General features: G+C 71.7%; 23 protein-coding genes. 9 read left to right on the top strand and 14 right to left on the bottom strand.

Features of this window, described 5'->3' with window-relative positions:
• Positions 1–60: 60 nt before the first annotated feature.
• From B0I32_RS27960 to B0I32_RS27920, 9 genes are all read right to left on the bottom strand, one after another.
• On the bottom strand, positions 61–1,149 hold the full coding sequence (locus B0I32_RS27960) for a prephenate dehydrogenase (RefSeq protein WP_106244780.1): 1,089 nt from the start codon (positions 1,147–1,149) through the stop codon (positions 61–63).
• A 63-nt stretch (positions 1,150–1,212) separates the two neighbouring features.
• A complete protein-coding gene (gene aroH / locus B0I32_RS27955; RefSeq protein ID WP_106244778.1) occupies positions 1,213–1,572 on the bottom strand; it encodes a chorismate mutase in 360 nt (119 codons plus the stop codon).
• Between the two features lie 68 nt (positions 1,573–1,640).
• Positions 1,641–3,923 (bottom strand): pseudouridine synthase, encoded by a 2,283-nt coding sequence (locus B0I32_RS27950; RefSeq protein ID WP_245956070.1) that lies wholly within the window; start codon positions 3,921–3,923, stop codon positions 1,641–1,643.
• The gene (scpB, locus tag B0I32_RS27945; protein ID WP_393269016.1) at positions 3,920–4,510 is read right to left on the bottom strand and encodes an SMC-Scp complex subunit ScpB; all 591 of its coding nucleotides are present in this window, start codon (positions 4,508–4,510) and stop codon (positions 3,920–3,922) included. The genes B0I32_RS27950 and scpB overlap by 4 nt, the downstream gene beginning before the upstream one ends.
• A gap of 619 nt (positions 4,511–5,129) precedes the next feature.
• On the bottom strand, positions 5,130–5,948 hold the full coding sequence (locus B0I32_RS27940; RefSeq protein ID WP_106244777.1) for a segregation and condensation protein A: 819 nt from the start codon (positions 5,946–5,948) through the stop codon (positions 5,130–5,132).
• Complete coding sequence (locus B0I32_RS27935) at positions 5,945–6,880, bottom strand: ParA family protein (protein WP_393269013.1); 936 nt, start codon at positions 6,878–6,880, stop codon at positions 5,945–5,947. The genes B0I32_RS27940 and B0I32_RS27935 overlap by 4 nt, the downstream gene beginning before the upstream one ends.
• A 123-nt stretch (positions 6,881–7,003) precedes the next feature.
• Positions 7,004–7,909: a site-specific tyrosine recombinase XerD gene (locus tag B0I32_RS27930; RefSeq protein WP_106244773.1), complete on the bottom strand. Its 906-nt coding sequence runs from the start codon at positions 7,907–7,909 to the stop codon at positions 7,004–7,006.
• Between the two features lie 15 nt (positions 7,910–7,924).
• Positions 7,925–8,533: an NUDIX domain-containing protein gene (locus B0I32_RS27925; RefSeq protein ID WP_106244939.1), complete on the bottom strand. Its 609-nt coding sequence runs from the start codon at positions 8,531–8,533 to the stop codon at positions 7,925–7,927.
• A gap of 146 nt (positions 8,534–8,679) precedes the next feature.
• Positions 8,680–10,347 carry a CTP synthase gene (locus B0I32_RS27920; RefSeq protein WP_106244772.1) on the bottom strand — a complete coding sequence of 556 codons (1,668 nt, stop codon included), beginning with the start codon at positions 10,345–10,347 and terminating at the stop codon, positions 8,680–8,682.
• A 111-nt stretch (positions 10,348–10,458) separates the two neighbouring features.
• On the opposite strand from B0I32_RS27920, the gene B0I32_RS27915 reads away from it, so the two are divergent.
• From B0I32_RS27915 to B0I32_RS27905, 3 genes are all read left to right on the top strand, one after another.
• Positions 10,459–11,103, top strand: a complete 645-nt coding sequence (locus B0I32_RS27915; RefSeq protein ID WP_106244770.1) for an acyltransferase — start codon at positions 10,459–10,461, stop codon at positions 11,101–11,103.
• A 118-nt stretch (positions 11,104–11,221) separates the two neighbouring features.
• Positions 11,222–12,346, top strand: coding sequence for an NAD(P)H-dependent flavin oxidoreductase (locus tag B0I32_RS27910; RefSeq protein ID WP_106244768.1), 1,125 nt, complete (start codon positions 11,222–11,224; stop codon positions 12,344–12,346).
• A 180-nt stretch (positions 12,347–12,526) separates the two neighbouring features.
• Positions 12,527–13,285, top strand: coding sequence for a GntR family transcriptional regulator (locus tag B0I32_RS27905; protein WP_106244767.1), 759 nt, complete (start codon positions 12,527–12,529; stop codon positions 13,283–13,285).
• Here the strand turns inward: B0I32_RS27905 and B0I32_RS27900 are convergent.
• On the bottom strand, positions 13,263–15,623 hold the full coding sequence (locus B0I32_RS27900; RefSeq protein ID WP_106244765.1) for a GcvT family protein: 2,361 nt from the start codon (positions 15,621–15,623) through the stop codon (positions 13,263–13,265). The two genes, B0I32_RS27905 and B0I32_RS27900, sit on opposite strands and share 23 nt — an antisense overlap.
• 69 nt (positions 15,624–15,692) lie before the next feature.
• Here B0I32_RS27900 and B0I32_RS27895 point away from each other — a divergent pair, with 69 nt between their 5' ends.
• Together B0I32_RS27895 and B0I32_RS27890 are read left to right on the top strand one after the other, a co-directional pair.
• Positions 15,693–16,598: a choline kinase family protein gene (locus B0I32_RS27895; RefSeq protein WP_106244763.1), complete on the top strand. Its 906-nt coding sequence runs from the start codon at positions 15,693–15,695 to the stop codon at positions 16,596–16,598.
• A 4-nt stretch (positions 16,599–16,602) separates the two neighbouring features.
• Positions 16,603–17,202, top strand: coding sequence for a DUF4126 domain-containing protein (locus tag B0I32_RS27890; protein WP_106244761.1), 600 nt, complete (start codon positions 16,603–16,605; stop codon positions 17,200–17,202).
• Between the two features lie 57 nt (positions 17,203–17,259).
• Here the strand turns inward: B0I32_RS27890 and B0I32_RS27885 are convergent, their stop codons facing one another.
• Both B0I32_RS27885 and B0I32_RS27880 read right to left on the bottom strand, forming a co-directional pair.
• Positions 17,260–18,063 (bottom strand): alpha/beta fold hydrolase, encoded by an 804-nt coding sequence (locus B0I32_RS27885; RefSeq protein ID WP_106244760.1) that lies wholly within the window; start codon positions 18,061–18,063, stop codon positions 17,260–17,262.
• Entirely contained in the window at positions 18,064–18,873 is an 810-nt protein-coding gene (locus tag B0I32_RS27880) for a glucose 1-dehydrogenase (RefSeq protein WP_281262622.1), read from the bottom strand. It abuts the gene before it with no gap.
• A gap of 138 nt (positions 18,874–19,011) precedes the next feature.
• Between B0I32_RS27880 and B0I32_RS27875 the strand changes: the two genes are divergently transcribed.
• Both B0I32_RS27875 and B0I32_RS27870 read left to right on the top strand, forming a co-directional pair.
• Positions 19,012–19,623: a hypothetical protein gene (locus B0I32_RS27875; RefSeq protein WP_106244758.1), complete on the top strand. Its 612-nt coding sequence runs from the start codon at positions 19,012–19,014 to the stop codon at positions 19,621–19,623.
• Positions 19,624–19,682: 59 nt separating this feature from the next.
• Positions 19,683–20,258: a Uma2 family endonuclease gene (locus B0I32_RS27870; protein ID WP_106244756.1), complete on the top strand. Its 576-nt coding sequence runs from the start codon at positions 19,683–19,685 to the stop codon at positions 20,256–20,258.
• A 576-nt stretch (positions 20,259–20,834) separates the two neighbouring features.
• Here B0I32_RS27870 and B0I32_RS27865 read toward each other — a convergent pair.
• Positions 20,835–21,476 (bottom strand): PadR family transcriptional regulator, encoded by a 642-nt coding sequence (locus tag B0I32_RS27865; protein WP_181307856.1) that lies wholly within the window; start codon positions 21,474–21,476, stop codon positions 20,835–20,837.
• Between the two features lie 59 nt (positions 21,477–21,535).
• Here B0I32_RS27865 and B0I32_RS27860 point away from each other — a divergent pair, with 59 nt between their 5' ends.
• On the top strand, positions 21,536–22,297 hold the full coding sequence (locus B0I32_RS27860; protein WP_245956069.1) for an alpha/beta fold hydrolase: 762 nt from the start codon (positions 21,536–21,538) through the stop codon (positions 22,295–22,297).
• A 101-nt stretch (positions 22,298–22,398) separates the two neighbouring features.
• Positions 22,399–22,584: a hypothetical protein gene (locus B0I32_RS56655; RefSeq protein ID WP_146178342.1), complete on the top strand. Its 186-nt coding sequence runs from the start codon at positions 22,399–22,401 to the stop codon at positions 22,582–22,584.
• Between the two features lie 584 nt (positions 22,585–23,168).
• Here the strand turns inward: B0I32_RS56655 and B0I32_RS57915 are convergent.
• Positions 23,169–23,855: a PepSY domain-containing protein gene (locus tag B0I32_RS57915; protein ID WP_181307854.1), complete on the bottom strand. Its 687-nt coding sequence runs from the start codon at positions 23,853–23,855 to the stop codon at positions 23,169–23,171.
• Between the last annotated feature and the right edge of the window lie 36 nt (positions 23,856–23,891).

The following is a 23,891-nucleotide window of genomic DNA, read 5'->3' as shown; positions in this document are numbered from 1 at the left end:
CGGGCGTGACATCGTCCAGGAAATCGTCCGGGAACGCTTCCGGCTACGGGGTCGCCGGGGCTACGGGACCTGCCAGCCGCGTTCGCGCAGGGCGTCGGTGAGCGAGGCGGCGGCGTCGGGCTGCACCGCCAGCTCGGCGATGCCCAGGGGCAGGCCCGGCGCGTGTTCGAGGCGCACGTCCTCGACGTTGACGCCGACCTCGTCGCACACCCGGAACAGCCGGGCAAGCTGGCCGGGGCTGTCGCCGATGACCACCTGGACGGCGGCGTAGGAGGAGGCGGGGCCGCCGTGCTTGCCGGGGATGCGGTCGTGGCCCACCACACCGCGCTTGAGCAACTGGGTGAGCTCGCCGGTGGCGGTGCCGTCGCCGTCGGCCAGGGCGCGCAGTGCGCTCGCGGCGTCGGCCAGGTCGTTGGCCACGGCCTCCAGCACCTCGGCGACCGGGGAGGCGTTGCCGGACAGGATGCCCAGCCACAGCCCGGGGTCGCTGCCCGCGATCCTGGTGACGTCGCGCACGCCCTGCCCGGCCAGCCCCAGCGCCACGTCCGTGGCGTCGGCCAGGCGGGCGGCGACGGCGGAGGCGGCGACGTGGGGCGCGTGGGAGACCACGGCCACCGCGCGGTCGTGGTCCATCGCGCTCACCTCGACCGCGTTGGCCCCGCACAGGTCGATCAGCCGCAGCACGGCCGCCTTGGCCTCGGGGTCGGCCTCCTCCGTGGGGCACAGCGCCCACGGGCGGCCGAGGAACAGGTCGTCACGCGCCGCGCCGGGCCCGGACTTCTCGCGCCCGGCCAGCGGGTGGGAGGCGACGTAGGTGGCCAGGTCGCAGCCCAGCTGCGCGGCCCGGTGGATGGGCTCGGCCTTCACGCTGGCGACGTCGGTGTAGAACCGGGCCGCGCCGATCCGCTGCAGCTCCAGCAGCTCAGTGGCCACGTACGCCGGGGGCACCGCGATGATCGCGAGGTCCGCCGGGTCGGTGGCCGCCGTGCCGGGCTGCCAGTCCTCGCCCGCGCCGAGCTCCCGTGCCAGCCGTACGGCTCCCGGGTCGCGGTCGGCGAGCAGCACGCGCACGCCCCGCTTGCGCAGCGCCAGCGCCGCGGAGGTGCCGATGAGACCGGTGCCGACGACGAGCACGGTACGAAGTTCCATCTCGATGTCCTGATTTATCGGGCTATACGGATGTGGAGGGTCGTGCGTCCGGCTGGCCGGTGTTCACTGAGCTATGTCCTGGCGCAAGGCCACCGCCCCGCGCAGATAGACGTGCTGGATCTCCGACCGCGGGCGGTCGGTCTCGATGTGCGCCATCAGGCGTACGACGCGAGGCAGCGCGCCCGGCACGTCGATCTCGGTGCAGCAGATCAGCGGCACGTCGTGGAAGCCCAGCTTACGCGCCGCGAGGGCGGGGAACTCGGAGGTCAGGTCGGGCGTGGCCGTGAACAGCACGCTGATCACGTCGTCCGGGGTCAGCCGGTTACGCTCCATGATCGCGCTGACCAGCTCGGTCGTCCCGGAGATGACCGAGTCGCGGTCGTCGGCGTCCACCTGGATCGCCCCGCGGATCGCCCGCACCATGTGGTTCGTCCCCTCTTATGCCGGAGAGCCCGTGCGGAGGTTCGCACGGGCTCCTGCGTCCGGCCAGATTACAGCTTCACGGCCGCGTACAGCTCGCCGACTTCCTTCAGGCTCAGCGCCCTGACGGTGCCCGGCTTGGTCCGGCCCAGCTTCACCGGCCCGAACTCGATCCTGGCCAGGTCGATCACCCGGTGACCCGCCTCCTCCAGCATCCGCCTGACCACGTGCTTGCGGCCCTCGTGCAGCACCACCTCGACCAGCGCCTGCTGGCCGTGCTCCTGCACGATCGCGAAGGAGTCGGCCCTGGCCAGGCCGTCCTCCAGCTCGATGCCCTGCTTCAGGCGGCGGGCCAGGTCACGCGGGATCGGCCCCGGCACCTTGGCCCAGTACTTCTTCTGCACGCCGTAGCTCGGGTGCGTCAGCCGGTTGGCCAGCTCGCCGTCGTTGGTGAGCAGCAGCAGGCCCTCGGTCTCGGTGTCGAGCCGCCCGACGTGGAACAGCCGCGGCGCCAGCTCCTCGACGTAGTCGGCCAGGCACGGCCGGCCCTGCGGGTCGTCCATCGTGGAGACCACGCCGATGGGCTTGTTGAGCGCGTAGTAGACCAGGTCGGGGGCGGTCGGGATGCGCTTGCCGTCCACGTGGATGACCTGGGCGGCCGGGTCGACCTTGGCGCCGAACCTCCGTACCACCTGGCCGTTCACGGTGACGCGGCCGTCGCCGATCATCTCCTCGCAGGCCCTGCGGCTGGCCACGCCCGCCTGGGCGAGCACCTTCTGCAGCCGTACGCCGCCCGGCACCTCGGTGGTGTCGCGCTCGTCGGTGTAGCCCTCGGGGTAGAAGTCGTGGTCACGGAGCGGCTGGCGGGCGGCCTTCACCCGGTCGCGCTGCGGGCTGCCGAAGCCGTCGCGACCGCGCGAGGAGCCCTCAGAGCCGTCGCGCCCGCGCGGCGCGCCGCCGTAGCCCTCCCGGCCGCGCCCGGAGCCGCCGAAGCCGTCACGCCCGCGCTGGGAGCCACGGTAACCGTCGCGTCCGCCGCCGCCGAGCGTCTGCACCTCGTCACGGCGGGACGTACGCGTGCCGCGCCCGTCACCGCCGCGGCCGCCACCACCGCGCCTGTCACCGGCGGACCCGTCACCGGGCCTGCCGCCGCCGTATCTGGCACCGCGCCCGTCGCCGCCGGGCCTGCCGCCGCGGTCGTCGCCGCCGGGCCTGCCGTAGCGGTCGTCGCCGTCGCGCCTGCCGTAGCGGGAGCGGGTCGAGTTCGCGCCCCTGGGAGCGGCGTCCTCACGACGCCCGCTCCGCCCGGCCCTGAACCCAGCGCCACGCTCGTCACGCCCGCCGTCACGCCCGCCGTCACGGCCGCCGTCACGGCCGCCGTCACGGCCGCCGTCACGTCCACTGTCACGCCGGTCGCCACGGGAGTCGCCGTGCCCACCGTCACGCCGGTCGCCGTACCGGTCACCACGGGAGTCGTCCCGTGCGCCGTCACGCCGCTCGGAGCGGAAGTCGCCGCGCTCGCCGTCACGCCCGGCGCCACGGAAGTCACCGCGCCCGCCATCACGTGCGGCACCACGGAAGTCGCCGCGGCCACCGTCACCACGTCCGCCGTCGCGCCGGTCGCCACGGGAGTCGCCGTACCTGTTGTCCCGGCCCTCGGAGCGGTAGCCGCCCCGGTCGCCGTCGCGGGACCGCTCGTCGCGGCCGTACCGGCTCTCACGCCGATCGTCCCCGCCGCCGAAGCGGCTCTCACGCCGCTCACCACCGCCGAAGCGGCTCTGCCGGTCACCGCCGCCGGAAAGGGAGTCACGACCGTCCCCGCCACCGGAACGGCCGTCACGATCGCCACCGCCGAAGCGGCTCGTACCACGGTCACCGCCACCGAAGCGGCTGGTGCCACGGTCGCCACCGCCGGAACGGCTCGCGCCGCGGTCGCCACCGGTGGGGCGGCTCTCCCTGCGGTCCGCACCGCCGAAGCGGTCCTCGCGGTCGCCGCGCGGGGTGCGCTCGTCGCGCTGGAAGCGGCTCTGGCGGTCGCCGTCGCCGTAACGGGCGCGGGATCCGCCGCGGTCGGCGCGGAGGGAGTCGCGCGCGGGCCGGTCACGGAAGTCGTCGCGGCGGGATCCGCCGCGGTTGTCGTCGCCGCCGCGGGATCCGCCGCGGAAGCCGTTGTCGCCGCGGGACGCGCCGCGGGAGTCACTGTCACCGCGGTAACCACCGCGGGAGTCGTTGTCGCGGCGGAAGCCGCCGCGGCTGTCGTCGGAGCGGAAGGCGGGACGCCCGCCGCGGCCGGAGCCGCCGGTGCGTCCACGACCGCGTCCATCACCGGACGGGGTGCTGCGCCTGTTGATCACTTTGTCGTCTCCTCGAGATTCTCCAAGTCGTCGGGAAGGAAGGGCGCGAGCTCGGGAAGCTCGCTCAGGTCCCGCAGTCCCAGACGTTCAAGGAAGTATGAGCTTGTCCGGTAGAGCACTGCCTGGCTCTCCGGGTCGGAGCCGGCCTCTTCGACCAGTCCCCTGGCGACGAGCGTCCGCATGACGCCGTCGCTGTTGACGCCGCGCACGGCGGCGACTCGGGCGCGGCTCACCGGTTGCCGGTAGGCCACGACCGCTAGTGTCTCCAACGCGGCCTGGGTCAGCCGCGACTGCTGGCCGTCGCGTACGAACCGCTCGACCAGCTGCGCGCAGTCGGCACGGGTGTAGAAGCGCCAGCCGCCCGCGACCTCTCGCAAGTCGAAACCCCGCCCCGACGCGGTGTATTCCGCGGCCAGGCCACGCAGAGCGGCACCCACCTCGTGTGTGGGCCGCTCCAGCACCTGCGCGAGGGTCACCTCGGCGACGGGCTCGTCGACTACAAGAAGGATAGCCTCCAACGCCGCCGCAAGCGTCGGCCCACCCTCCGATCCCCCCTCCGCAGCCTGCTCCACCACATCCGGCCCCAGCCCACTCCGCCCCGGCGCACCAGCCCCCGGCCCCCCGAACCCCGCCACCTCCGGCCCCAGCCCACTGGCCTCCACCACACCGGACTCCGGCCCACCTCGCTCCACCACACCGGACTCCGGCCCACCGTGCTCCACCACGCCAGGCTCCGGCTCACCCTGCTCTGCCGCACCGGATTTCGAGGCGCCAGATCCCGCCACGTCCGGCTCCGGCCCATCCGACTTCGGCGCACCCTGCTCCACCGCAACCGCCGCAGGCTCGGCATCGCCCGTCGGCTCGTCCGCCGCATCCGGCTCCGCCACCACGGCATCCGCGAGCCGGGAATCCTCCGTGGCCTCCTCGGACGTCGCGCCGTCCCAAGCGCCGAGGCTCGGCACGCCCCCCTCGGAGCCGGAGTCGGAGTCCGTCCCGGCCTCCTGAGGCCCCGAGTCCGTCGTGGTCTCCGCGACGGACGCGGTGTCCTCGGCGGGAGCCGTGGCAGGCCGTGCCGGGTCGGGGGCGGTGGAGGTCTCCTCCACCGCGGGCGCGCCCGGTTGCACGAGGGAGCCGGGCAGGGTCATCCAGGCGGGCAGCGGCGGATCGGAGTCGGGTGACCTGCGCGGGTTGGGCAGGGGGTTGTCGTCAGTCATTCGATGGTCTCTCCGCGGATTCCTCGTAGTCGTCGCCCACCGCCACGTCCCCGTCGTCCGTCCCCGTCCAGGTCACGTGCAGATCGCCGAGCGGCTCCACCTGCTCGAACGTCACCGCCGACTCCCGGAACAGCTCCAGCACGGCCAGGAACCGCGCGATGACCTCGAACGTGCCCTCGCAGTCGGACGTCAGCGCCCGGAAGGTGGCCTGCCGGAGCCGGCGCAGGTGCATGACGAGGATCGCCGCCTGCTCCTTGACGCTGGCCAGCGGCTGGTAGATGTGCCCGACGTTGACGGTCGGCGGCAGTTTCGGGGTGAAGGCCCTGGCGGCGATCCTGGCCAGCTGCTCGGGCCCGATGCCGAGGATCAGCTCGGGCAGCAGGTTGGCGAACTGCTCCTCCATCGGCACGGTACGCGGGAAGCGCAGCGCCTCGGCCGCCATCCGCCCGGCGAAGATCTTGGCCACTTCCTTGTACGCCTTGTACTGCAGCAGCCGGGCGAACAGCAGGTCCCTGGCCTCCAGCAGCGCCAGGTCCTCCTCGTCCTCGACCTCGCCCGACGGCAGCAGCCTGGCCGCCTTGAGGTCGAGCAGGGTGGCCGCCACCAGCAGGAAGTGGCTGGTCTGGTCGAGGTCCCACTCGGGCCCCTTGGCCCGGATGTAGGCGATGAACTCGTCGGTGACCTTGGAGAGCGAGACCTCGGTGATGTCCAGCTTGTGTTTGGCGATGAGGCCGAGGAGCAGATCGAACGGGCCCTCGAAGACGTCCAGGTGGACCTGGAAGCCTCCAGGTGTGCTCTGCTCTTCGGTCACCTGGCCATTGTGGCAGGCGCCGGCCAGCGCGAGAGCACCTCGCGGGCCAGCTCACGGTAGGCGTTGGCGCCGAGGGACGACGGGTCGAACGTGGTGATGGGCTCGCCGGCCACGGTGGCGTCCGGGAAGCGCACGGTGCGGTTGATGACGGTGTGGAACACCTTGTCGCCGAACGCCTCCACCACCCGGGCCAGCACCTCGCGCCCATGGAGGGTGCGGGCGTCGTACATGGTGGCGAGCAGGCCCTCGATCTCGAGGTCCTCGTTGAGCCGCTCCTGCACCTTGGAGATGGTGTCCATGAGCAGCGCCACGCCGCGCAGGGCGAAGAACTCGCACTCCAGCGGCACCATCACGCCGTGCGCGCAGGTCAGCGCGTTGATGGTGAGCAGGCCCAGCGAGGGCTGGCAGTCGATGAGGCACACGTCGTAGTGCGGCAGCAGCGGCTTGATCACGCGCCCGAGCACCTGCTCGCGGGCCACCTCGGTGACGAGCTGGACTTCGGCGGCGGACAGGTCGATGTTGCTCGGCAGCAGGTCGAGCCCCTCGACGCCGGTTTCGAGCAGCACGTCCTCGGCGGTGACGCCGCGTTCCATGAGCAGGTTGTAGACGGTCAGGTCGAGCTGGAGCGGGTTGATGCCCAGGCCGACCGACAGCGCCCCCTGCGGGTCGAAGTCGACGAGCAGCACCTTGAGACCGCATTCGACCAGGGCGGCACCCAGGTTGATGGTGGTCGTGGTCTTGCCGACGCCACCCTTCTGGTTGACCATCGCGACCACGCGCGCCGGGCCGTGCACCGCCGGCGGCACCGGCTCGGGGAACACGGGTCTGGGCCGCTGCGTGGGGCCCAGGTTGACGCCGTTGGAAGGCGCGTTGGTCTTCGTGTCGCCCCAGGGGTTGTCGGGGGTCCCCGGGGTCGAACCCTTGGTCGTCACAGTCACCAGCTCGAACCTCCCTGACGATCCCGAACCGGACCGTCCGGACGGACACTATGGCGTCACCACTTAACGCGGCAAGGCGGCACGCCGAGGGTGGCGCACGTGTCAAAAGACTATAGATCACTGACGGGCACGCGGATGCGCGGCCGCGTACACCTCGCGGAGCTTGTCGACCGTGACCAGCGTGTAGACCTGGGTGGTCGTCACAGAGGCGTGGCCGAGCAACTCCTGTACCACCCTAACGTCCGCGCCGCCGTCCAAAAGGTGAGTTGCAAAGGAATGGCGGAGTACGTGGGGACTTATCCGGTCGAGTCCGGCGCGTTCGGCGGCGGCCTGAAGCACTTCCCAGGCTCCCTGCCTGGTCAGCCGCCCGCCGCGGGCGTTGAGGAAGACCCCGGGGGTGCCGCGGCCGTGGGCCAGGAGACCGGGACGGGCCCGTACGAGGTAGGCGTCCAGGGCTGAGCGGGCATAGCGCCCCAAGGGCACCACTCTGGTACGCCCGCCCTTCCCGCGCAGCCGTACCTGGTCGTCCTCCAGGTCGTCCACGGCCAGCCCGACGGCCTCGGAGATGCGGGCGCCGGTGCCGTACAGGACTTCGAGCAGGGCGCGGTTGCGCAGGGTGAGCGGGGCGCCGTCGGGGCCCGAGGCGGCGATGAGGCGTTCGACCTCGTCGACGGCGATGGCCTTGGGCAGCCGGCGGAGCTGGCGCGGCGGGCGTACCTCGTGGGCGGGGTCGTGGGCGGTCACGCCTTCGCGCAGGGCGAAGCGGTGCAGGCCGCGCACGGCGGAGACGGCGCGGGCGGCGGAGCTGGCCACGAGCGCGGGGTGCTCGCCGTCACCCTCGCGCAGCGCGGCGAGGAAGGCCAGCACGTCGGCCTCCCCCACCTCGCCCAGCTCCAGGCGGCCCCGCGCCTGGAGGTGCTCGAAGTAGCGGCGCAGGTCACGCCGGTAGGACGCGAGCGTGTTGGCAGCCAGGCCCCGTTCCACCGCGAGGTGGGCGAGGTAGCTGGAGAGCACCGCCTCCACGAACTGGTCCTTCCGTCACGCCTCCGGGGCGTCGGCGGGGCGCAACAAGGAGTACCCCTCGACCGAAGCCGCATATGCGGCGAGGATACCGGCCACGGCCGGGGAATTGTGGATCATTCCCATGAGCGCCTTCTCGACGGCGTCGGCGAGATGCACCCATTCGACCGGCATGTCGATCTCCTCGTGCCGGTGCACGAAGCCGTTCTCCTCGTCGGGGATCTTGGTCAGCTCGCGGGCCAGGAACACCCTGATCCGCTCGTCGCTCATGCCGGGCGAGGAGCGCAGGTCGACCAGCGTGTGCCAGACGCCGGCCCGGTAGCCGGCCTCCTCGGCGAGCTCGCGGGCGGCGGTGTCGACCAGCGGTTCGCCTTCCACGTCGCGCAGACCGGCGGGCAGCTCCCACATCAGCCGGCGGGTGGGATGGCGGTACTGCCTGATCATCAGGACGCGGTCGTGCTCGTCGAGGGCGAGCACCGCCACCGCGCCGGGGTGCACGACGTAGTCGCGGTCGGCGACCTCGTCGCGGGGCATCCTGACGGTGTCGGTGACGACCTCGATGACGTGACCCTTGAAGCGCGGTCTCGATTCGACGACTTCCCACGACTCGGGCGTGTCCGCGATCATGGTCGCGCTCCGCTCCCGCCGCGGCGCGGCCGGCGCGCCGCCGCCGTCGTACGGACCCTCGCCCTCGCGGTCGTACCGACCCCCGCCCTCGCCGTCGTACGGACCGGAGCCGTCGTACGGACCGGAGCCCTCCGCCCCGGCGCCGTTCACGGACCCACCTTGGTGGCGCCCACGCGGCTGTCGGCGTATTCGAGCGCGGCGCTGACGAGCCCCTTGAACATCGGGTTGGCCCGCGTCGGCCGGGAGCGGAACTCGGGGTGCGCCTGGGTGCCGATGAAGAACGGGTGCAGGTCGGCGGGCAGCTCGGTGTACTCGACCAGGCGGCCGTCGGGCGACAGCCCCGAGAAGATCAGGCCGACGCTCTCGAGCTTGTCGCGGTAGGCGTTGTTGACCTCGTAGCGGTGACGGTGACGCTCGTCGGCCTTGGCCTTGCCGGCGTAGAGCCGCCGCGCGAGCGTGCCCTCGCCGAGCTTGGCGGTGTAGCTGCCGAGGCGCATGGTGCCGCCCATGTCGCGCTCGCCGGCGACGACGTCCTCCTGGTCGGCCATGGTGGAGATGACCGGGTGCTTGGTGTCGGGGTCGAACTCGGCGGAGTTGGCGTCCTCGATGCCGGCCATGTTGCGCGCGGCCTCGATGACCATGCCCTGCATGCCGAGGCAGATGCCGAGGAGCGGGATCTTGCCCTCGCGGGCGTGGCGGATGGCGCCGATCTTGCCCTCGATGCCGCGCACGCCGAACCCGCCGGGGATCAGCACGCCGTCCACGCCGTCGAGCTCGCGGGCGGCCCCCTCCGGGGTCTCGCAGTCGTCGCTCTTGACCCAGCGGATGTTGACGCGGGCGTCGTTGGCGAAGCCGCCGGCCCGCAGCGCCTCGGTGACGGACAGGTAGGCGTCGGGCAGGTCGATGTATTTGCCGACCAGCGCGATCGTGACCTCCTTGGCCGGTCGGTGCACCCGGCGCAGGAGCTGCTCCCATTCCTTCCAGTCGACGTCGCGGAAGGGCAGGCCGAGCCGGCGCACCACGTACGCGTCGAGCCCCTCGGAGTGGAGCACCTTCGGGATGTCGTAGATCGAGGCGGCGTCGACGGCGGAGACGACGGCGTCCTCGTCCACGTCGCACATGAGACTGATCTTCCGCTTGATCGCGGTCTGCACGGGCCGGTCGGAGCGCAGCACGATCGCGTCCGGCTGGATGCCGATGCTGCGCAGCGCGGCCACGCTGTGCTGGGTCGGCTTGGTCTTCAGCTCGCCCGAGGGACCGATGTACGGCAGCAGCGAGACGTGCAGGAAGAACACGTTGTCGCGCCCGACCTCGTGCCGGATCTGGCGTACGGCCTCCAGGAACGGCAGCGACTCGATGTCGCCCACCGTGCCGCCGACCTCGGTGATGACGACGTCCACGTCAGGGCCGGCCATGCCCCGGATGCGGTCCTTGATCTCGTTGGTGATGTGCGGGATGACCTGGACGGTGTCGCCCAGGTATTCGCCCCGCCGCTCCTTGGCGATGACGTTGGAGTAGACCTGCCCGGTGGTCACGTTGGCCGAGCCGTGCAGGTCGGTGTCGAGGAAGCGTTCGTAGTGGCCGACGTCGAGGTCGGTCTCGGCACCGTCGTCGGTGACGAACACCTCGCCGTGCTGGAACGGGTTCATGGTGCCGGGGTCGACGTTGAGGTAAGGGTCGAGCTTCTGCATGGTGACCCTGAGACCGCGCCCTTTGAGCAGGCGACCGAGGCTGGATGCCGTGAGCCCCTTGCCGAGACTGGAGGCGACACCGCCGGTGACGAACAGATGCTTGGTTTGCGATGCGCTGCGCAAAGGGGCTCCCGTGGCTCGAGGTGTGGTCGAAGTGTCCACGGGCTCTCAGGATATCAAACAACGCCCCTCACATGCCCTAACGGCATGACCTAGCGGGTAACTTTGGTCCCTATGTCACTTGTACGCCGGGCTTTGGGCGCTTTTGTACACCGCGCCTACCGGGCGATCCGCCGGGCCGGCGAGATCACTCCGGCCACTCCATCCGGCTACCGGTTCCGCCGCCTCGGCGACGGCGTCAGCATCGCCTTCCCGCCCGGCGCGATCTTCGGCGAGCGGTGGATCGAGATCGGCGACCACACGCTCATCGGCGAGCGGGTGTCTATCTCCTGCGGCATGATGCCGGGCCCCGACCTCGGCCCCGACTCGATCCTGCGCATCGGCGGGAGCTGCTCGATCGGCAGGGGCACGCACATCGTGGCGCACCAGTCGATCGACATCGGCGACGACGTCTTCACCGGCCCGTACGTGTACATCACCGACCAGAACCACGTCTACGACGACCCCGACATCCCGATCGGGCGGCAGTGGCCGCGCAACAGCCCGGTCTCGATCGGCTCCGGCTCGTGGCTGGGCGCGGGGGCGATCATCCTGCCGGGCACCACGCTGGGCCGGCAGTGCGTGGTGGCGGGCGGCGCGGTGGTGCGCGGCGAGTTCCCCGACCACAGCGTGGTCGCCGGCGTGCCGGCCAGGCGGGTCCGCGGCTACACGCCGGAGCGGGGCTGGCACGCGCCCATCACACTGGACGCGACCACATGAGCGTTCCTGGACGCGACCGTACGAGACCCCGCGACCGTACGAGATCCCGCGGACGCGACCGCATGAGAACCCGCGCGGGGATGGACCGAACAAGGTTCTGACCGTTAGCGTCGGGGGCATGCGGACCGCCATTTGCGAGCGTTTAGGCATCGAGTTCCCGTTGTTCGCCTTCAGCCACTGCCGTGACGTGGTGGCCGCCGTCACCAACGCGGGCGGCTTCGGGGTGCTGGGGGCGGTCGCGTACTCGCCCGACCAGCTCGACACGGAGCTGACCTGGCTGGACGGGCAGGTGGGCGGCCGGCCGTACGGCGTGGACGTGCTCGTGCCGGGCAAGGTCGACCCCTCGGCCCACGACCGGCGCGTGCACCTCATGGACGCCGTGCCCGACCGGCACCGGGACTTCGTCACGCACCTGCTGGCCAAGTACGGCGTCAGCGCGCCCGGCCGGCCGATGACGCCGGTGGCCGACGAGATCGGCCGGCGGGTGACCGCGTCCGGCGCGACGGGGCTGATCGACGTGGCGCTCAAGCATCGCATCGGCCTGATCGCCAGCGCGCTCGGGCCGCCCCCGCCCGAGATGGTGTCCAGGGCCAGGGAGGCGGGCGTGCCGGTGGCCGCGCTGGTCGGCACCGTCGAGCACGCCCGCAGGCAGGTGGCCGCCGGCGCCGACCTCATCGTGGCGCAGGGCACCGAGGCGGGCGGGCACACCGGCGAGATCTCCACGCTGGTGCTGGTGCCGCAGGTCGTGGACGCGGTCGGCCCGATCCCGGTGCTGGCCGCGGGCGGGATCGCGTCGGGACGGCAGATGGCCGCCGCCATGGCGCTCGGGGCCGAGGGCGTGTGGTGCGGCTCCGTCTGGCTCACGACCGAGGAGGCGGAGACGTCGCCCGCGGTCAAGCAGAAGATGCTGGCGGCCTCGTCCCTGGACACCGTCCGGTCCCGCTCCCGTACGGGCAAGCCGGCCCGGCAGCTCAAGTCGGCTTGGACCGAGGAGTGGGACGCCGGGCAGGAGAGCCCTGGACCGCTCGGGATGCCGCTGCAGATGCTGCTGGCCGAGGGCGCGATGGGGCGCATCGTGGCGGCGGCGGAGAAGGGCGAGCCTGGGGCGCTGGAGCTGGCCAACTACTTCGTGGGGCAGGTCGTGGGCCAGCTCGACCGGGTCCGGCCGGCCAGGGACGTGGTCTACGAGATGATCGCCGAGTTCGGCGACGCGGTCGAACGGCTGCGACGCCTGTCGGAGTGAACCCGGCGCGCGCTCGGCGAGGCTCCGCGCCGGACCCGATGCGGCCCGGCACCGGAGGTACGGCCCGGCACCGGACCCCGTGCGGCCCTGCACCGGCCCCCGTGCGGCCCGGCGCCTGACCCCGTCCCGCCCGGCGCGGACCCCGTAGGGAAGATGTCCGGCAAAGGGTAATCTGCGCCTGTGGTCGGGATCCCGCCTGAGCTGGAGCGCGGCACCGGCGTCCCCGCGCACGTGCAGATCGAGCGCTGGCTGCTCGCCTCGATCGCCGGCGGCGAGCTGGCGCCGGGCGACCGCCTGCCCGGCGAGCGGGAGCTGGCCGGGCGCCTCGGCGTGAGCAGGATGACGCTCAGGCAGGCGCTGGCCTCGCTGGAGCGCGACGGCGTGCTGCTGCGCGTGCCCGGCAGGTCGGGCGGGGCGTTCGTGGCCGAGCCGCGGATCGAGTGCGACCTGACGGGGCTGGCCGGGTTCACCGAGCAGATGCGCCGCGCCCACCTGCGGGCCGAGGCGCGGGTGTTGGGAGCCGCGACCGTGCCCGCGCCCGCCGCCGCGGCCACCGCGCTCGGGGTCGCGGCCGGGGCACCGGTGCACGAGGTGGCGCGGGTGCGTTCGGCCGGCCGGTCGCCGGTGGCGCTGGAGCGCTCCTGGTTCCCCGCCCTGCCCGGCCTGCTCGACCAGGACCTCACCGGCTCCCTGTACGCGCTCCTGGCGGCCCGCTACGACCTTGAGCCGCGTACGGCGGTCGAGCGCCTCGACCCGGTGATCGCCCGGCCGGCCGAGGCCGCCGAGCTGGGCATCCAGCCGGGCACGCCGCTCATGCTGATCGAGCGCACCGCCTACGCGGGCGACGGGACCCCGGTGGAGTACGCGCTCGACCTGTTCCGCCCCGACCGGGTGCGCATCTCGGTGCGCAGCGGGGTCAGGGAACCACCGGCCCCTTGACCACGGTCCCCGCCACCCAGGCGCCCTCCACCTCGATCTCGACCGGCGTGCCGGGACCGGCTTCCAGGTAGGCGTAGGCGATGGAGGCGCGGGCGGTGTAGCCGTAGCCGCCCGAGGTGACCCGGGAGACCACGTCGCCCGCCACCCGTACCGGCTCATTCCCCAGCGCGACCGCGCGGGGGTCGTCCAGCGTCACGCAGCGCAGCCTGCGCTCAGGCGCCGGGTCCAGCGCGTCGCGGCCGAGGAACTCCTTGTCGTTCTTGACGCAGAAGCCCAGCCCGGCCTCGTACGGCGTGGTCTCCGGCCCGATGTCGGCGCCCCACACCCGATAACCCTTCTCCAGCCTGAGGCTGTCGATGGCCCGGTAGCCGCCGGCCACGAGCCCGAACGGCTCGCCCGCCCGCCACAGCGTCTGCCACAGGCCGAGCCCGTACTCGCTGGAGCAGTACAGCTCCCACCCGTGCTCGCCCACGAACGTCACCCGCAGCGCCAGCACCGGCACGTCGCCCACGGTCAGCTCCCGCGCCGACATGAACGGGAAGTCCAGCGGGTCGGGCGTCAGCCCGGCCATGACGTCGCGGGCGCGCGGCCCCCACAGGGCGAAGCAGGCGTACTGGCCGGTGACGTCGGCGATGCGAGCCTTCGACCCGGTCTGGGCGGCCTGCTTGCGCAGCCAGCCGAGATCGTGCGAGCCGAACGCGGTGCCGGTGACGATCAGGAACTCCTCCTCGCCGCGCCGGGTCACGGTGAAGTCGCACTCGATGCCGCCGCGCCGGTTGAGCGCCTGCGTGTACGTGACCGCGCCGGCCTCGCGGGCGACCCGGTTGTCGCACACCCATTCCAGCAGCGCGGCGGCGTCGGGCCCGGTGACCTCGATCTTGGCGAACGAGCTCTCGTCGAACAGCCCGGCGGCCGTGCGCGTGGCCCGGTGCTCGGCCCCGATCGCGGGCGACCAGAGCCGCCCGGCCCAGCCGCGCGGCCGTTCGTCCTGCCCGGCCTGTTCGTTGGAGGCGTAGTAGTTGACCCGCTCCCAGCCCGACTTCTCGCCGAAGACGGCGCCGTGGGCGGCGTGCCAGCCGTAGGCGGGCGAGAGCCGCAGCGGCCGCCCCGCCGTCCGTTCGTGGCCGGGGTAGCGGATGTCGTAGTACGTCTCGTAGTTCTCGACCGCCCGTTTGATCGTGTACGACGGCGAGCGGTACTGGCGGCCGAAGCGGCGGACGTCCATGTGCCAGACGTCCATGCTCGGCTCGCCGTCGACGATCCACTCGGCCATGATCCGGCCGATGCCGCCCGCGCCCGCGATGCCGTGCGCGCAGAACCCGGCCGCGACGTAGAAGCCGGCCACCTCGGTCTCGCCCAGGCAGAACTCGTTGTCGGGGGTGAACGCCTCGGGGCCGTTGATCAGCTTGCGGATGCCGACGTCGGCCATCGCGGGCACGCGGACCCTGGAGTTGTCGGAGATCTCCTCGAACCTGGGGTAGTCCTCGGGCAGCAGCCGGCCGTTGAAGTCGGCGGGCACGGCGTCGAAGGCGTTCGGCCCGGCCGTCCAGGGGGCGCAGGTGCGCTCGTATCCGCCCATGACCAGGCCCTGGACCTCCTGCCGGTAGTAGACGAGCAGGTCGGGGTCGCGCAGCGTGGGCAGGCCCGCGTGGTCGTGGAAGGCGTCGGTCACCACGTACTGGTGCGACATGGGCACGATCGGCACGCGGACCCCGGCCATGCGGCCGATCTCGGCCGCGAACATGCCGCCGCAGTTGACCACGATCTCGCAGTCGATGTCGCCCTGGTCGGTGCGCACGCCGGTGACCCGGCCGCCGGCCGTTCTGACGCCGAGCACCCGGGTGCGGGTGCGCAGCCGCGCGCCGCCCTCGCGGGCGCGGGTGGCGAGGGCGTAGCAGAGCTGGGAGGGGTCGATCTGCCCGTCCGTCGGCAGGTACGCCGCCCCCACCACGCCTTCGGGGTCCATGAGCGGGAACAGCTCCACCGCCTCGGCCACCGAGATCTCCTGCAGCGGCAGCCCGAACGTGCGCGCCCAGCCGATCTGGCGGCGGATCTCCTCCATCCGCTCGGGCGTCGAGGCCAGCTTGACGCCGCCGCACTCCGTCCATCCGGCGTCCAGGGTGCGGTAGAGCTCGACCGAGTACTGGTTCATCCTGGTCAGCGTGGGGTCGGCGCGCAGCTGCCCGACGAGCCCGGCCGAGTGGAAGGTGGAGCCGCTGGTGAGCTCGTCCCGTTCGAGCAGGACGACGTCGCGTTCGCCGAGCTGAGTGAGGTGGTAGGCGACGGACGCGCCGCCCACCCCGCCGCCGATGATCACGATGCGGGCCGAGTCGCTCATGGTCGCGAGGCTAACCGGCGCGCCGGTAAAGGTCTAGACCGTTCGCGGCGGGGCGGCCTAGCATCGAGCATGGCCGCGCCCGAGGTCCTCGATCGCATCCCCCTGCTGTCCGGCCTGCCGCGCTCCGTGGAGGAGTTGCCCGGCGGGCTCACCAACCACAACTACAAGGTGACCACGCCCGACGGCACGTACGTGGCGCGCGTGTGGGCCAGCGACGGCGAGCTGCTGGCCATCGACAGGGACGCCGAGCACGCCAACTCGATCGCGGCGGCGCGCGCGGGGGTCGGCGCGCCGGTGCACGCCTATCTGCCCGCGCTCGGGGTGCTGGTGGTGGGATACCTGCCGGGGCGTACGTTCACCGAGGCCGACCTGCGCGAGCCGGCCAACCTGCCCCGGGTGGCGCGGGCGTGCCGCCTGCTGCACGCCGGTCCGCGGTTCGTCCGCGACTTCGACATGTTCGACGTGCAGCGGCGTTACCTGAGCATCGTGCGTGAGCGCGGCTTCCGGCTGCCGCCGGATTATCTGGACTTCATGCCCACCGTCGCCCAGATCCAGAAATGTCTGGCGGTACGCGACGAGGGAACCGTGCCCTGCAACAACGACCTGCTGCCCGGCAACATCCTCGACGACGGCGAGCGCCTCTGGCTGATCGACTACGAATACTCCGGCAACAACGACCCCTGCTTCGAGCTGGGCAACATCTGGAGCGAGTCCGACCTGCCGCTCGGCCACCTGGAGGAGCTCGTCACGGCCTACTACGGCCGCCGCCTGCGCCACAAGATCGCCAGGGCGCGGCTGCTGGGCCTCATGTCCAAGTACGGCTGGACGCTCTGGGCCTCCATCCAGGACGGCGCCAACGCGACCATCGACTTCGACTTCTGGTCGTGGGGGATGGAGAAGTACGAGCGGGCGGTGGCCGAATTCACCCATTCCGGGCTGATCAGCCTCATGGACGAGGCGGCACGGGCAGACTAGGGGCATGCTCGCCGCATTGACCGGTATGGGCCTGTCCACGGCCGCCGGGCTGAACGCGTACATCCCGCTGCTGGTCGTGGGGGTGCTCGCGAACTTCACCGACACCGTGAAACTGCCCGACGGCTACTCCTGGCTGTCCGATTGGGGCGTGCTCGCCGTGATCGCGGTGCTGCTCGTCGCCGAGATGGTGCTGGACAAGGTGCCCGCCGTCGACAGCGTCAACGACGCCATCCAGACCGTGGTCCGGCCGGCCTCGGGCGGCGTGGTCTTCTCCGCCACGAGCGCGGCGGCCGAGTTCGAGAACTCGACCTGGATGACCGAGCACCCGTGGGTGGGCTGGCTGCTGGGCATCGGGCTGGCGCTCGTCGTCCACACGATCAAGACCGTCGCCCGTCCCGTGGTCAACGTGAGCACGGCGGGGACGGGCGCGCCGGTCGTGAGCGCGGCCGAGGACGCCGGCGCGTTCGGCATGAGCCTGATCGCGATCTTCCTGCCCGTGCTGGTGATCCTGGCGTTGCTGCTGCTGGCGGCGCTGGCGTGGTGGGTGCTGCGGCGCGTACGGCGGCGCCGCGCCCGGAAGAGGGCGGCCAGGGGTCACCCGTGAGGCCGACCCCGGCTCCGCCCGCGGGCTGATCCGCCGCCGCGAAACCCTTCGCGGCACTCAGAGCCTGCGCACCCAGCCCTCCAGGGTCTGGACGAAATCCCGCGGCCGCTCCTCGTGCAGCCGATGGCTGGCCCCCTCCCAGCACACCACCACGGATCCGGAGTTGTCGATCAGCCCCGCCTCCCAGGCTGCCCGCCCCTGATCGGCCCAGATCGACAGCACCGGGCAGCGCCGGCGGGCCAGGTACTCATCGCTGGCCGGGCGCACCCCGATCGCCTCGGGCCCGGTGAACATGGCCTCGAACGCCTCGGCGAGGACGTGCGGCGCCATCCCGTACAGCCTGCGTTTGTGCCAGCGCCTGATGACGTCGGGGGTGCCGGCGTTCGTGCACCACTCGTCGATGCGCTCGGCGGCGGCGTGCGGGTCCTCGCCGCGCAGCGACGCGATCATCTGGGGAAAGCCGCGGGCCAGGGAGGCGCTCATGCCGTAGCCGGGGTCGAGGGTGACGAGCGCGCGCACCCGCTCGGGGTGCTCGACGGCCAGGATGGAGACCACCTGACCGCCCATGGAGTGCCCGACGGCGATCACCCGGGGGATGCCGAGCCGGTCGAGCAGCACGTCGAGGTCCGCGGCCATCATGCGCGGCGTATTGCCCGTGTCGGGCACCGAGGAGTAGCCGTGGCCGCGCAGGTCCACGGCGATCACGCGGTGCCGGGCGGCGAGCGCGTCGATGTGCCAGGACCACTGGTGCGAATCGGCGCCCCAGCCGTGGACGAGCAGTAACGGGGGCTGATCGTCGTCCGCCTGCCCGTCGTCGGTGTAGAAGAGCCGGACGCCCGGCCCGACCTCCGCGTACGGCATCTACCCCGCGCTCCCCTCCGGCGTCCCCGGCTTTTCCGGTGCCTGCGGCCCTGCGGGCCGCTCAGGTGGGAGCATCAGCGCGCTCTCGCCCGCCGTCCAGCCACCGTCGATGGCCAGCTCCGCGCCGGTCATGTACGAGGCGGCGTCGGACAGCAGGAACGCGATCGCCTCCGCCACCTCCTCCGGCTCGCCCCAGCGCCCGGCGGGGGCCAGCGGGAACGTGCCGTCGCCCGACCGGGCGCCGAGCGGCTGCGTCATGGGGGTGATGATCATCCCGGGATGCACGGAGTTGACGCGGATGCGGTGCCGCCCGAACTCCAGCGCCGCGATCTTCGTCAGCCCGCGCACTCCCCATTTGGAGGCGCCGTAGCCGCCCGTGGCCGGCAGGGCGAACAGCCCCGCGACCGACGACAGGTTGACCACGGCGCCGCCGCCCGACTCGCGCATGGCGCCCACCACGGCCTTGAGCCCCAGGAAGGTGCCGACCAGGTTCACCTGGAGCACCCGCTCGAACTCCTCCAGCGACTGGTCCTCGATCATCGCGACGGAGGCGATGCCGGCGTTGTTGACCAGGCCGTCGAGCCTGCCGTACTCCCGCGTGGTCTCGGCGACGACCGCCGCCCACCCGTCCTGGCTCGTCACGTCGTGCTCGACGAAGCGGGCGCCCAGGTCCTTGGCCGTGGCCGTGCCCTCCTCCGCGAGGACGTCGGTGATCACGACCCGCGCCCCGGCGGCGACGCAGCGCCGGGCGGTGGCCGCCCCCATGCCCCGGGCTCCGCCGGTGATGATCACAACTTTGCCGTCAAGCACGCGCTATGCCTTTCTGGGGTGTTTCAGGAATCATGTGAACTGAAACACACCGCTTGCCCCTGATCAAGGGCTTGCTTGGGCGCGCGCGCCGGATCCCGTCCGGCCGACTATCCTTCAAGGCATCAACACCAACGGGAGGTGGCGGAGATCGGCGAGTTCCTAGTCATCGTGCTGGTGATCCTGGCGTTCCTCCTGCTGCTGGGAGGCGTGGGCATCTACCTCCTGGTCAAGCTGGGCAGGAAGGCCGCGGTGAAGGCCAAGGAGGCCACCACCCGCCTCACCACACACGTCAACGCCATGGGCACCGGCGACGCCGCCGAGGTCGAGCGCCTGCGCCTCGACCTGCGCCGCGAGGTCTCCCTCACCCGCCAGGCCGTCGAGCAGGCCCAGCGCCAGGGCTGGGGCCTGGGCGAGCTGCCCCGCCTGCTGGCCGACCTGACGACTCAGGCCGACGTCCACGACGGGCAGCTCGGCATGTACGCCCAGCAGCGCCGCGTGTCCCCGTACGTCGACCACGCCACCCTCAACCGGCTCAGAGAGCACCAGGCCAAGCTGACGGCCATGTGCGCCCGCATCCGCGCCGACCTCCTCGGCGACCAGGTGCACCACACGGCGACCGGCATCGCCGACCTCTCCTCCCGCACCGACCTGGAGATCGAGGCCCGCCGCCAGGCCCCCGTCAAGGACCCGCTCGACGAGATCGACGAGCTCTACCGCCGCACCATGGAGGAACGCAAAGACCGTCCCTGACGGTTACGCACTGTGGCATCATGGAAACGTCGTGTGAGATTCACTGAGGAGACGCTCTCATGAGCACTGCCTTGCCGGATTGGTTCTACCCCGGCCCTCCCGGTGGCTGGACTGCCGACATGCTCGACCGCCTTCCCCCTGACGCGCCTCGGCACGTTGAGCTGATCGATGGGTCACTCGTCATAATGTCGCCCCAAACCGCTTTTCACCTCTACGCGATTCGGCTGTTTGAGAATCGCCTCAAACCACCGCCGAACCTAGCGGTTATTCGCGAAATGACCGTGACTCTCGGACTACGCCAGCGGCCCGAGCCCGATGTCATGCTCGTCAACAGGCTGGCGATCAGGGAGGACACCACATCTTTCAGGCCGGAAGATGTCCACCTGGTGGTCGAAGTGGTCTCAGCCGAGTCCATCGACCGAGACAGGACTACCAAACCGATCAAGTACTCCAACGCCGGCATCCAGCACTTTTGGCGCGTAGAGAGAGACAACGGTTCGCCCGTCGTATACACCTTCGAACTGGAGCCCGCCGTCAGGGCCTACGTCCCGACCGGTATCCATCACAAGCGGCTGCAGACCCACATCGGCTTCGACGTGGACATCGACCTCCAACTCGACTGGCCGCCCAACTGACCGAGGCCGACAGGCTCCCGCGCCACCACCACACCCCCTCCCGCGCCCCACCGGGACCCCTCCGGCACGAACCACACCCCACCGCGACCCCTCCGGCACGAACCACACCCCACCGCGACTCCTCCGGCACGAACCACACCCCACCGAGACTCCTCCCGCACGAACCACATCCCACCGGGACCTCGCCCCGCCACCCGTTCCCAGCTCGGCGACTCGAGGAGTTCATCCGGACCCGGCCCACCCCTGCCGGCCACCAGGTCCGCGACCGGAGTCGCCCCGCCCCACGAATCTCACCCGCCGGCGGGAACCCTGCCACCCAATGAGAACCTTGCCCACCGCTGAGAACCTCGCCCACCAGTGAGAACCTTGCCCGTCGCAGCCCTCACGAGGGCCCTTCACGAGTTGGGCGAGGAGTTGCGGCGAGGGCTCCATGTGCGTGTGCTCCAGCATCACCCACACGCGGCGGCCGGCTCGTCCCACTCCCGCAGAGCCCGTATCGGCAGCAGACCACCGAGGTGATCCGCTCGCGCACCAGCCCTGATGCCAGGGTGGCTGAACGTCTGTCGAGAGGCCCACTCACTCCCCCGCGCCCGCACCCGCGTCTGCCTCTGCACCAGCACCGGCGCCGTCACCAGCACCACCAGCACCAGCACCAGCACCGGCACCGGCACCGGCACCGGCACCAGCCTCGCCGCGTTCCAGGGCTTCGATGGTGGCGCGGAGCCAGGCGAGCTCGGCCTGGCTGGTGGCGTGGGCGATGGTCAGCAGGCCCTGCCGGAACGGGTCGCCGAACTCCTCCGCCCCCATCGGCCGGTCGCCGTCGTCGTAGAAGAAGCTCGTCGGCTCCTCCAGGAAGGTCAGCCGCCTGCGCAGCACCGCCGCCTGATCACCGGGCTCGTCGAGATGACGCAGGAAGGCCAGCAGCACGAACCACCGGTTCTCATCGCTGATGTCGAGGTCGTCGGGGTCACGCAGCCGCCGCTCCAGCTCCGCCCGCCCGTCGGGCGTCAGGTAGAGCGTGCGCCGGGGCGCGGCGGCGATGCCCGGCTCGTCCTTCCTGATCAGCCGGCCGGACGCCTCCATCCGCTTGATCGCCGGATAGAGGGTGCCGTCGGCCACCGGACGCACGTGCCCCATCAGGGCCGCGATGCGCCGGCGCAGGTCGTAACCGTGTAACGGCCGATCCCTGAGGAACCCGAGTATCGCCAGCTCCAACACGTCTGCCACTATACCTCGAAGCCGATATATATTGAGCCCGATACACAAGGAGACTCGCCATGCACGATGCCATCGTCCATCCCAGCGGCGCTCGCATGCGCTGGGTGGAGTTGCCTGGGGCCGAGCCCGCCCGCGTCTACGTTCACGGCCTCGGTGCCACCTCGGCCCCCTACTACGCCCAGGTCGCCGCCCATCCCCTGCTCCCGCGCAACCGTTCCCTCCTGATCGACCTGCTCGGGTTCGGCATCAGCGACCGTCCCACCGATTTCTCCTACACCTTGGAGGCCCACGCCGACGCCTTGTCGACGGCCCTGCGCGCGGCGGGGGTCGAGGGCGCGTCACTGATCGCGCACAGCATGGGCGGAGCGGTGGCGACGACGCTGGCCGCCCGTGCGGCTGATCTGGTGGCCGGCCTGATCCTGGTGGACGCCAACCTCGACCCCTACCCGCCGTCCCCCGTCCGGCCGGGCACCAGCGGCATCGCGGCTTACGAGGAGGAGGAGTTCGTGGCGGAGGGCTGGAAGGACGTCCGCGACCGGGTGGGGCCGCACTGGTGGTCCACGATGCGCCTGGCCGACCCCCGCGGCCTGCACCGCACAGCGGTCAGCCTGGCCGGAAACACCACCCCCACGACCCGCGAGCTACTGCTCGGCCTGCCGATCCCCCGCGCCTACCTGCACCCCGATGGCGACGCCCCCGCCGGGGCGGAAGAACTCCGCAGGGCGGGCGTGCAGGTCCTGTCCATCCCGGAATCGGGCCACAACATCATGCTCGACAACCCCGAAGCCTTCGCCCAAACCCTACGGTCCCTCCTCCCCTGACCCCACCTCCTCTCCCACGCTCCCTGGCGCTTCCCGACGGTGACGAAGCGCACGATTGCGGCTGAAGGCCGTGGCGTGGTGCGGAGTAGCGGGGTTGCACGGTGACAGGACTGCACGGTGTCGGGCCGCAGGTGTCGGGCCACACGGTGACAGGGCTGCACGATGACGAATTGATGGTGGGCATCCAGGGCGTCGAGTTGGTGGTGGTGCCGGAGGGTGTCGAGTTGGTGGTGGGCGTTCGAGGTGGCAGGACGCGCAATGGCCGCGAGACGCTGAAGGACACGTAGCTGTGGAGGCGGTGGTGTCGTGTCAGGGTGGTGATGAGCGGCTCGTGTCGCGCAGGTACTGCCGGACGCCGCCGACCTGGATCCCAGCGCATCGGCCCGCACGGGACTGGATCGGCCCGTTACTGGACTGGATCGTCATCGGTTAGGCCCGCTGACCCAGACCCCCGCGTAGACCGCGTCGGGCCAAAGGTGACGAAAGTCAGGCAGTGGTGTCGTGTCAGGGTGGTGATGAGCGGCTCGCGTCGCGCAGGTACTGCCGGACGCCGCCGACCTGGATCCCAGCGCATCGGCCCGCACGGGACTGGATCGGCCCGTTACTGGACTGGATCGTCATCGGTTAGGCCCGCTGACCCAGACCCCCGCGTAGACCGCGTCGGGCCAAAGGTGACGAAAGTCAGGCGGTGGTGTCGTGGCCGGACGGCGAGCGGCTCATGCCACGTAGGCGCTGCCGGACGCCGCCGACCTGGACCCCACCCATCGGCCCGCACCGGACTGGATCGGCCTGTACTGGACTGGATCGTCTTCGGTTGGGCCCCGCTGACACGGACCCCCGCCCGGCCGCGTCGGGCCGGAGGTGGCGAAGGTCAGGTGGTGGGTTGGGATGGTTGGCCGGTGGTGGCGTCGATGGTCAGCTGGCGTTTGGTGCCGTTTGGGGTGATCACGTCTGACTCCCACACGGTCTTGCCGCGTTCCGTGTCCAGGTTGAGCTCTGTGATGCGCCCCTCCGGGACCGCGGCGGTGATCTTGTCGGCTGCCTGGGCGTAGTCGAGTTTGGCGGCTGCCACCCGATCCCGGTGCTCGGTCTTGTCGGACTGGTCCTCGTCCTCGGTGGTGGGGCCGTTGGCGATCTTGCCGGCCTCGACGTCCATCTGATGCTCGGTTCCGTCTTTGCCGACGACCTGGACCTCCCAGGTGCGTCCGCCCTCCTCCGTCTCGATGGAGATGAGCGTGGAGCCGGGCACCGCCGCCAGGGCCGCCTGGCCGGCCTGCTTCAGGTCGGCGAGGGTGTCCTGGCCCGGACTGCCCGGACTGCCGGGACCGCCTGGACCACCCGGGCTGCCGGGACCACCTGGGCCGCCTGGGCAGCCCGGGCAGTTCGGAGCGCCCGAGTCGTCCGGGTTGCCCGGGCCGCCGGGGGCCGTGGTCGAGGTGGGGGTGCCGAGGGAGGGGGAGGGCTGGGCGGCCAGCCGCTCCACCTCACGGAACGCGGTGCCGCAGCCGCCCGCGAGCACCGTCGCGCCGACCAGGGCACCGATGATCGTCTTGTTCATATCTGGACGCTGCCCGGCACCAGGTAAAGCATTCGC

It is taken from the genome of Nonomuraea fuscirosea (assembly GCF_003001935.1).
Lineage (GTDB): Bacteria > Actinomycetota > Actinomycetes > Streptosporangiales > Streptosporangiaceae > Nonomuraea > Nonomuraea fuscirosea.
This window is presented reverse-complemented; position numbering and strand designations above follow the sequence as displayed.

Bases quoted from the DNA above. Each gene is read 5' to 3' on its own strand.
- B0I32_RS57915 (WP_181307854.1), bottom strand. From the start codon at position 23,855: ATGAACAAGACGATCATCGGTGCCCTGGTCGGCGCGACGGTGCTCGCG.
- B0I32_RS27870 (WP_106244756.1), top strand. From the start codon at position 19,683: ATGAGCACTGCCTTGCCGGATTGGTTCTACCCCGGCCCTCCCGGTGGC.
- B0I32_RS27900 (WP_106244765.1), bottom strand. From the start codon at position 15,623: ATGAGCGACTCGGCCCGCATCGTGATCATCGGCGGCGGGGTGGGCGGC.
- B0I32_RS27925 (WP_106244939.1), bottom strand. From the start codon at position 8,533: ATGATCGCGGACACGCCCGAGTCGTGGGAAGTCGTCGAATCGAGACCG.
- B0I32_RS27910 (WP_106244768.1), top strand. From the start codon at position 11,222: ATGCGGACCGCCATTTGCGAGCGTTTAGGCATCGAGTTCCCGTTGTTC.
- B0I32_RS27915 (WP_106244770.1), top strand. From the start codon at position 10,459: ATGTCACTTGTACGCCGGGCTTTGGGCGCTTTTGTACACCGCGCCTAC.
- aroH (WP_106244778.1), bottom strand. From the start codon at position 1,572: ATGGTGCGGGCGATCCGCGGGGCGATCCAGGTGGACGCCGACGACCGC.
- B0I32_RS27860 (WP_245956069.1), top strand. From the start codon at position 21,536: ATGCACGATGCCATCGTCCATCCCAGCGGCGCTCGCATGCGCTGGGTG.
- B0I32_RS27895 (WP_106244763.1), top strand. From the start codon at position 15,693: ATGGCCGCGCCCGAGGTCCTCGATCGCATCCCCCTGCTGTCCGGCCTG.
- B0I32_RS27885 (WP_106244760.1), bottom strand. From the start codon at position 18,063: ATGCCGTACGCGGAGGTCGGGCCGGGCGTCCGGCTCTTCTACACCGAC.
- B0I32_RS27890 (WP_106244761.1), top strand. From the start codon at position 16,603: ATGCTCGCCGCATTGACCGGTATGGGCCTGTCCACGGCCGCCGGGCTG.
- B0I32_RS27960 (WP_106244780.1), bottom strand. From the start codon at position 1,149: ATGGAACTTCGTACCGTGCTCGTCGTCGGCACCGGTCTCATCGGCACC.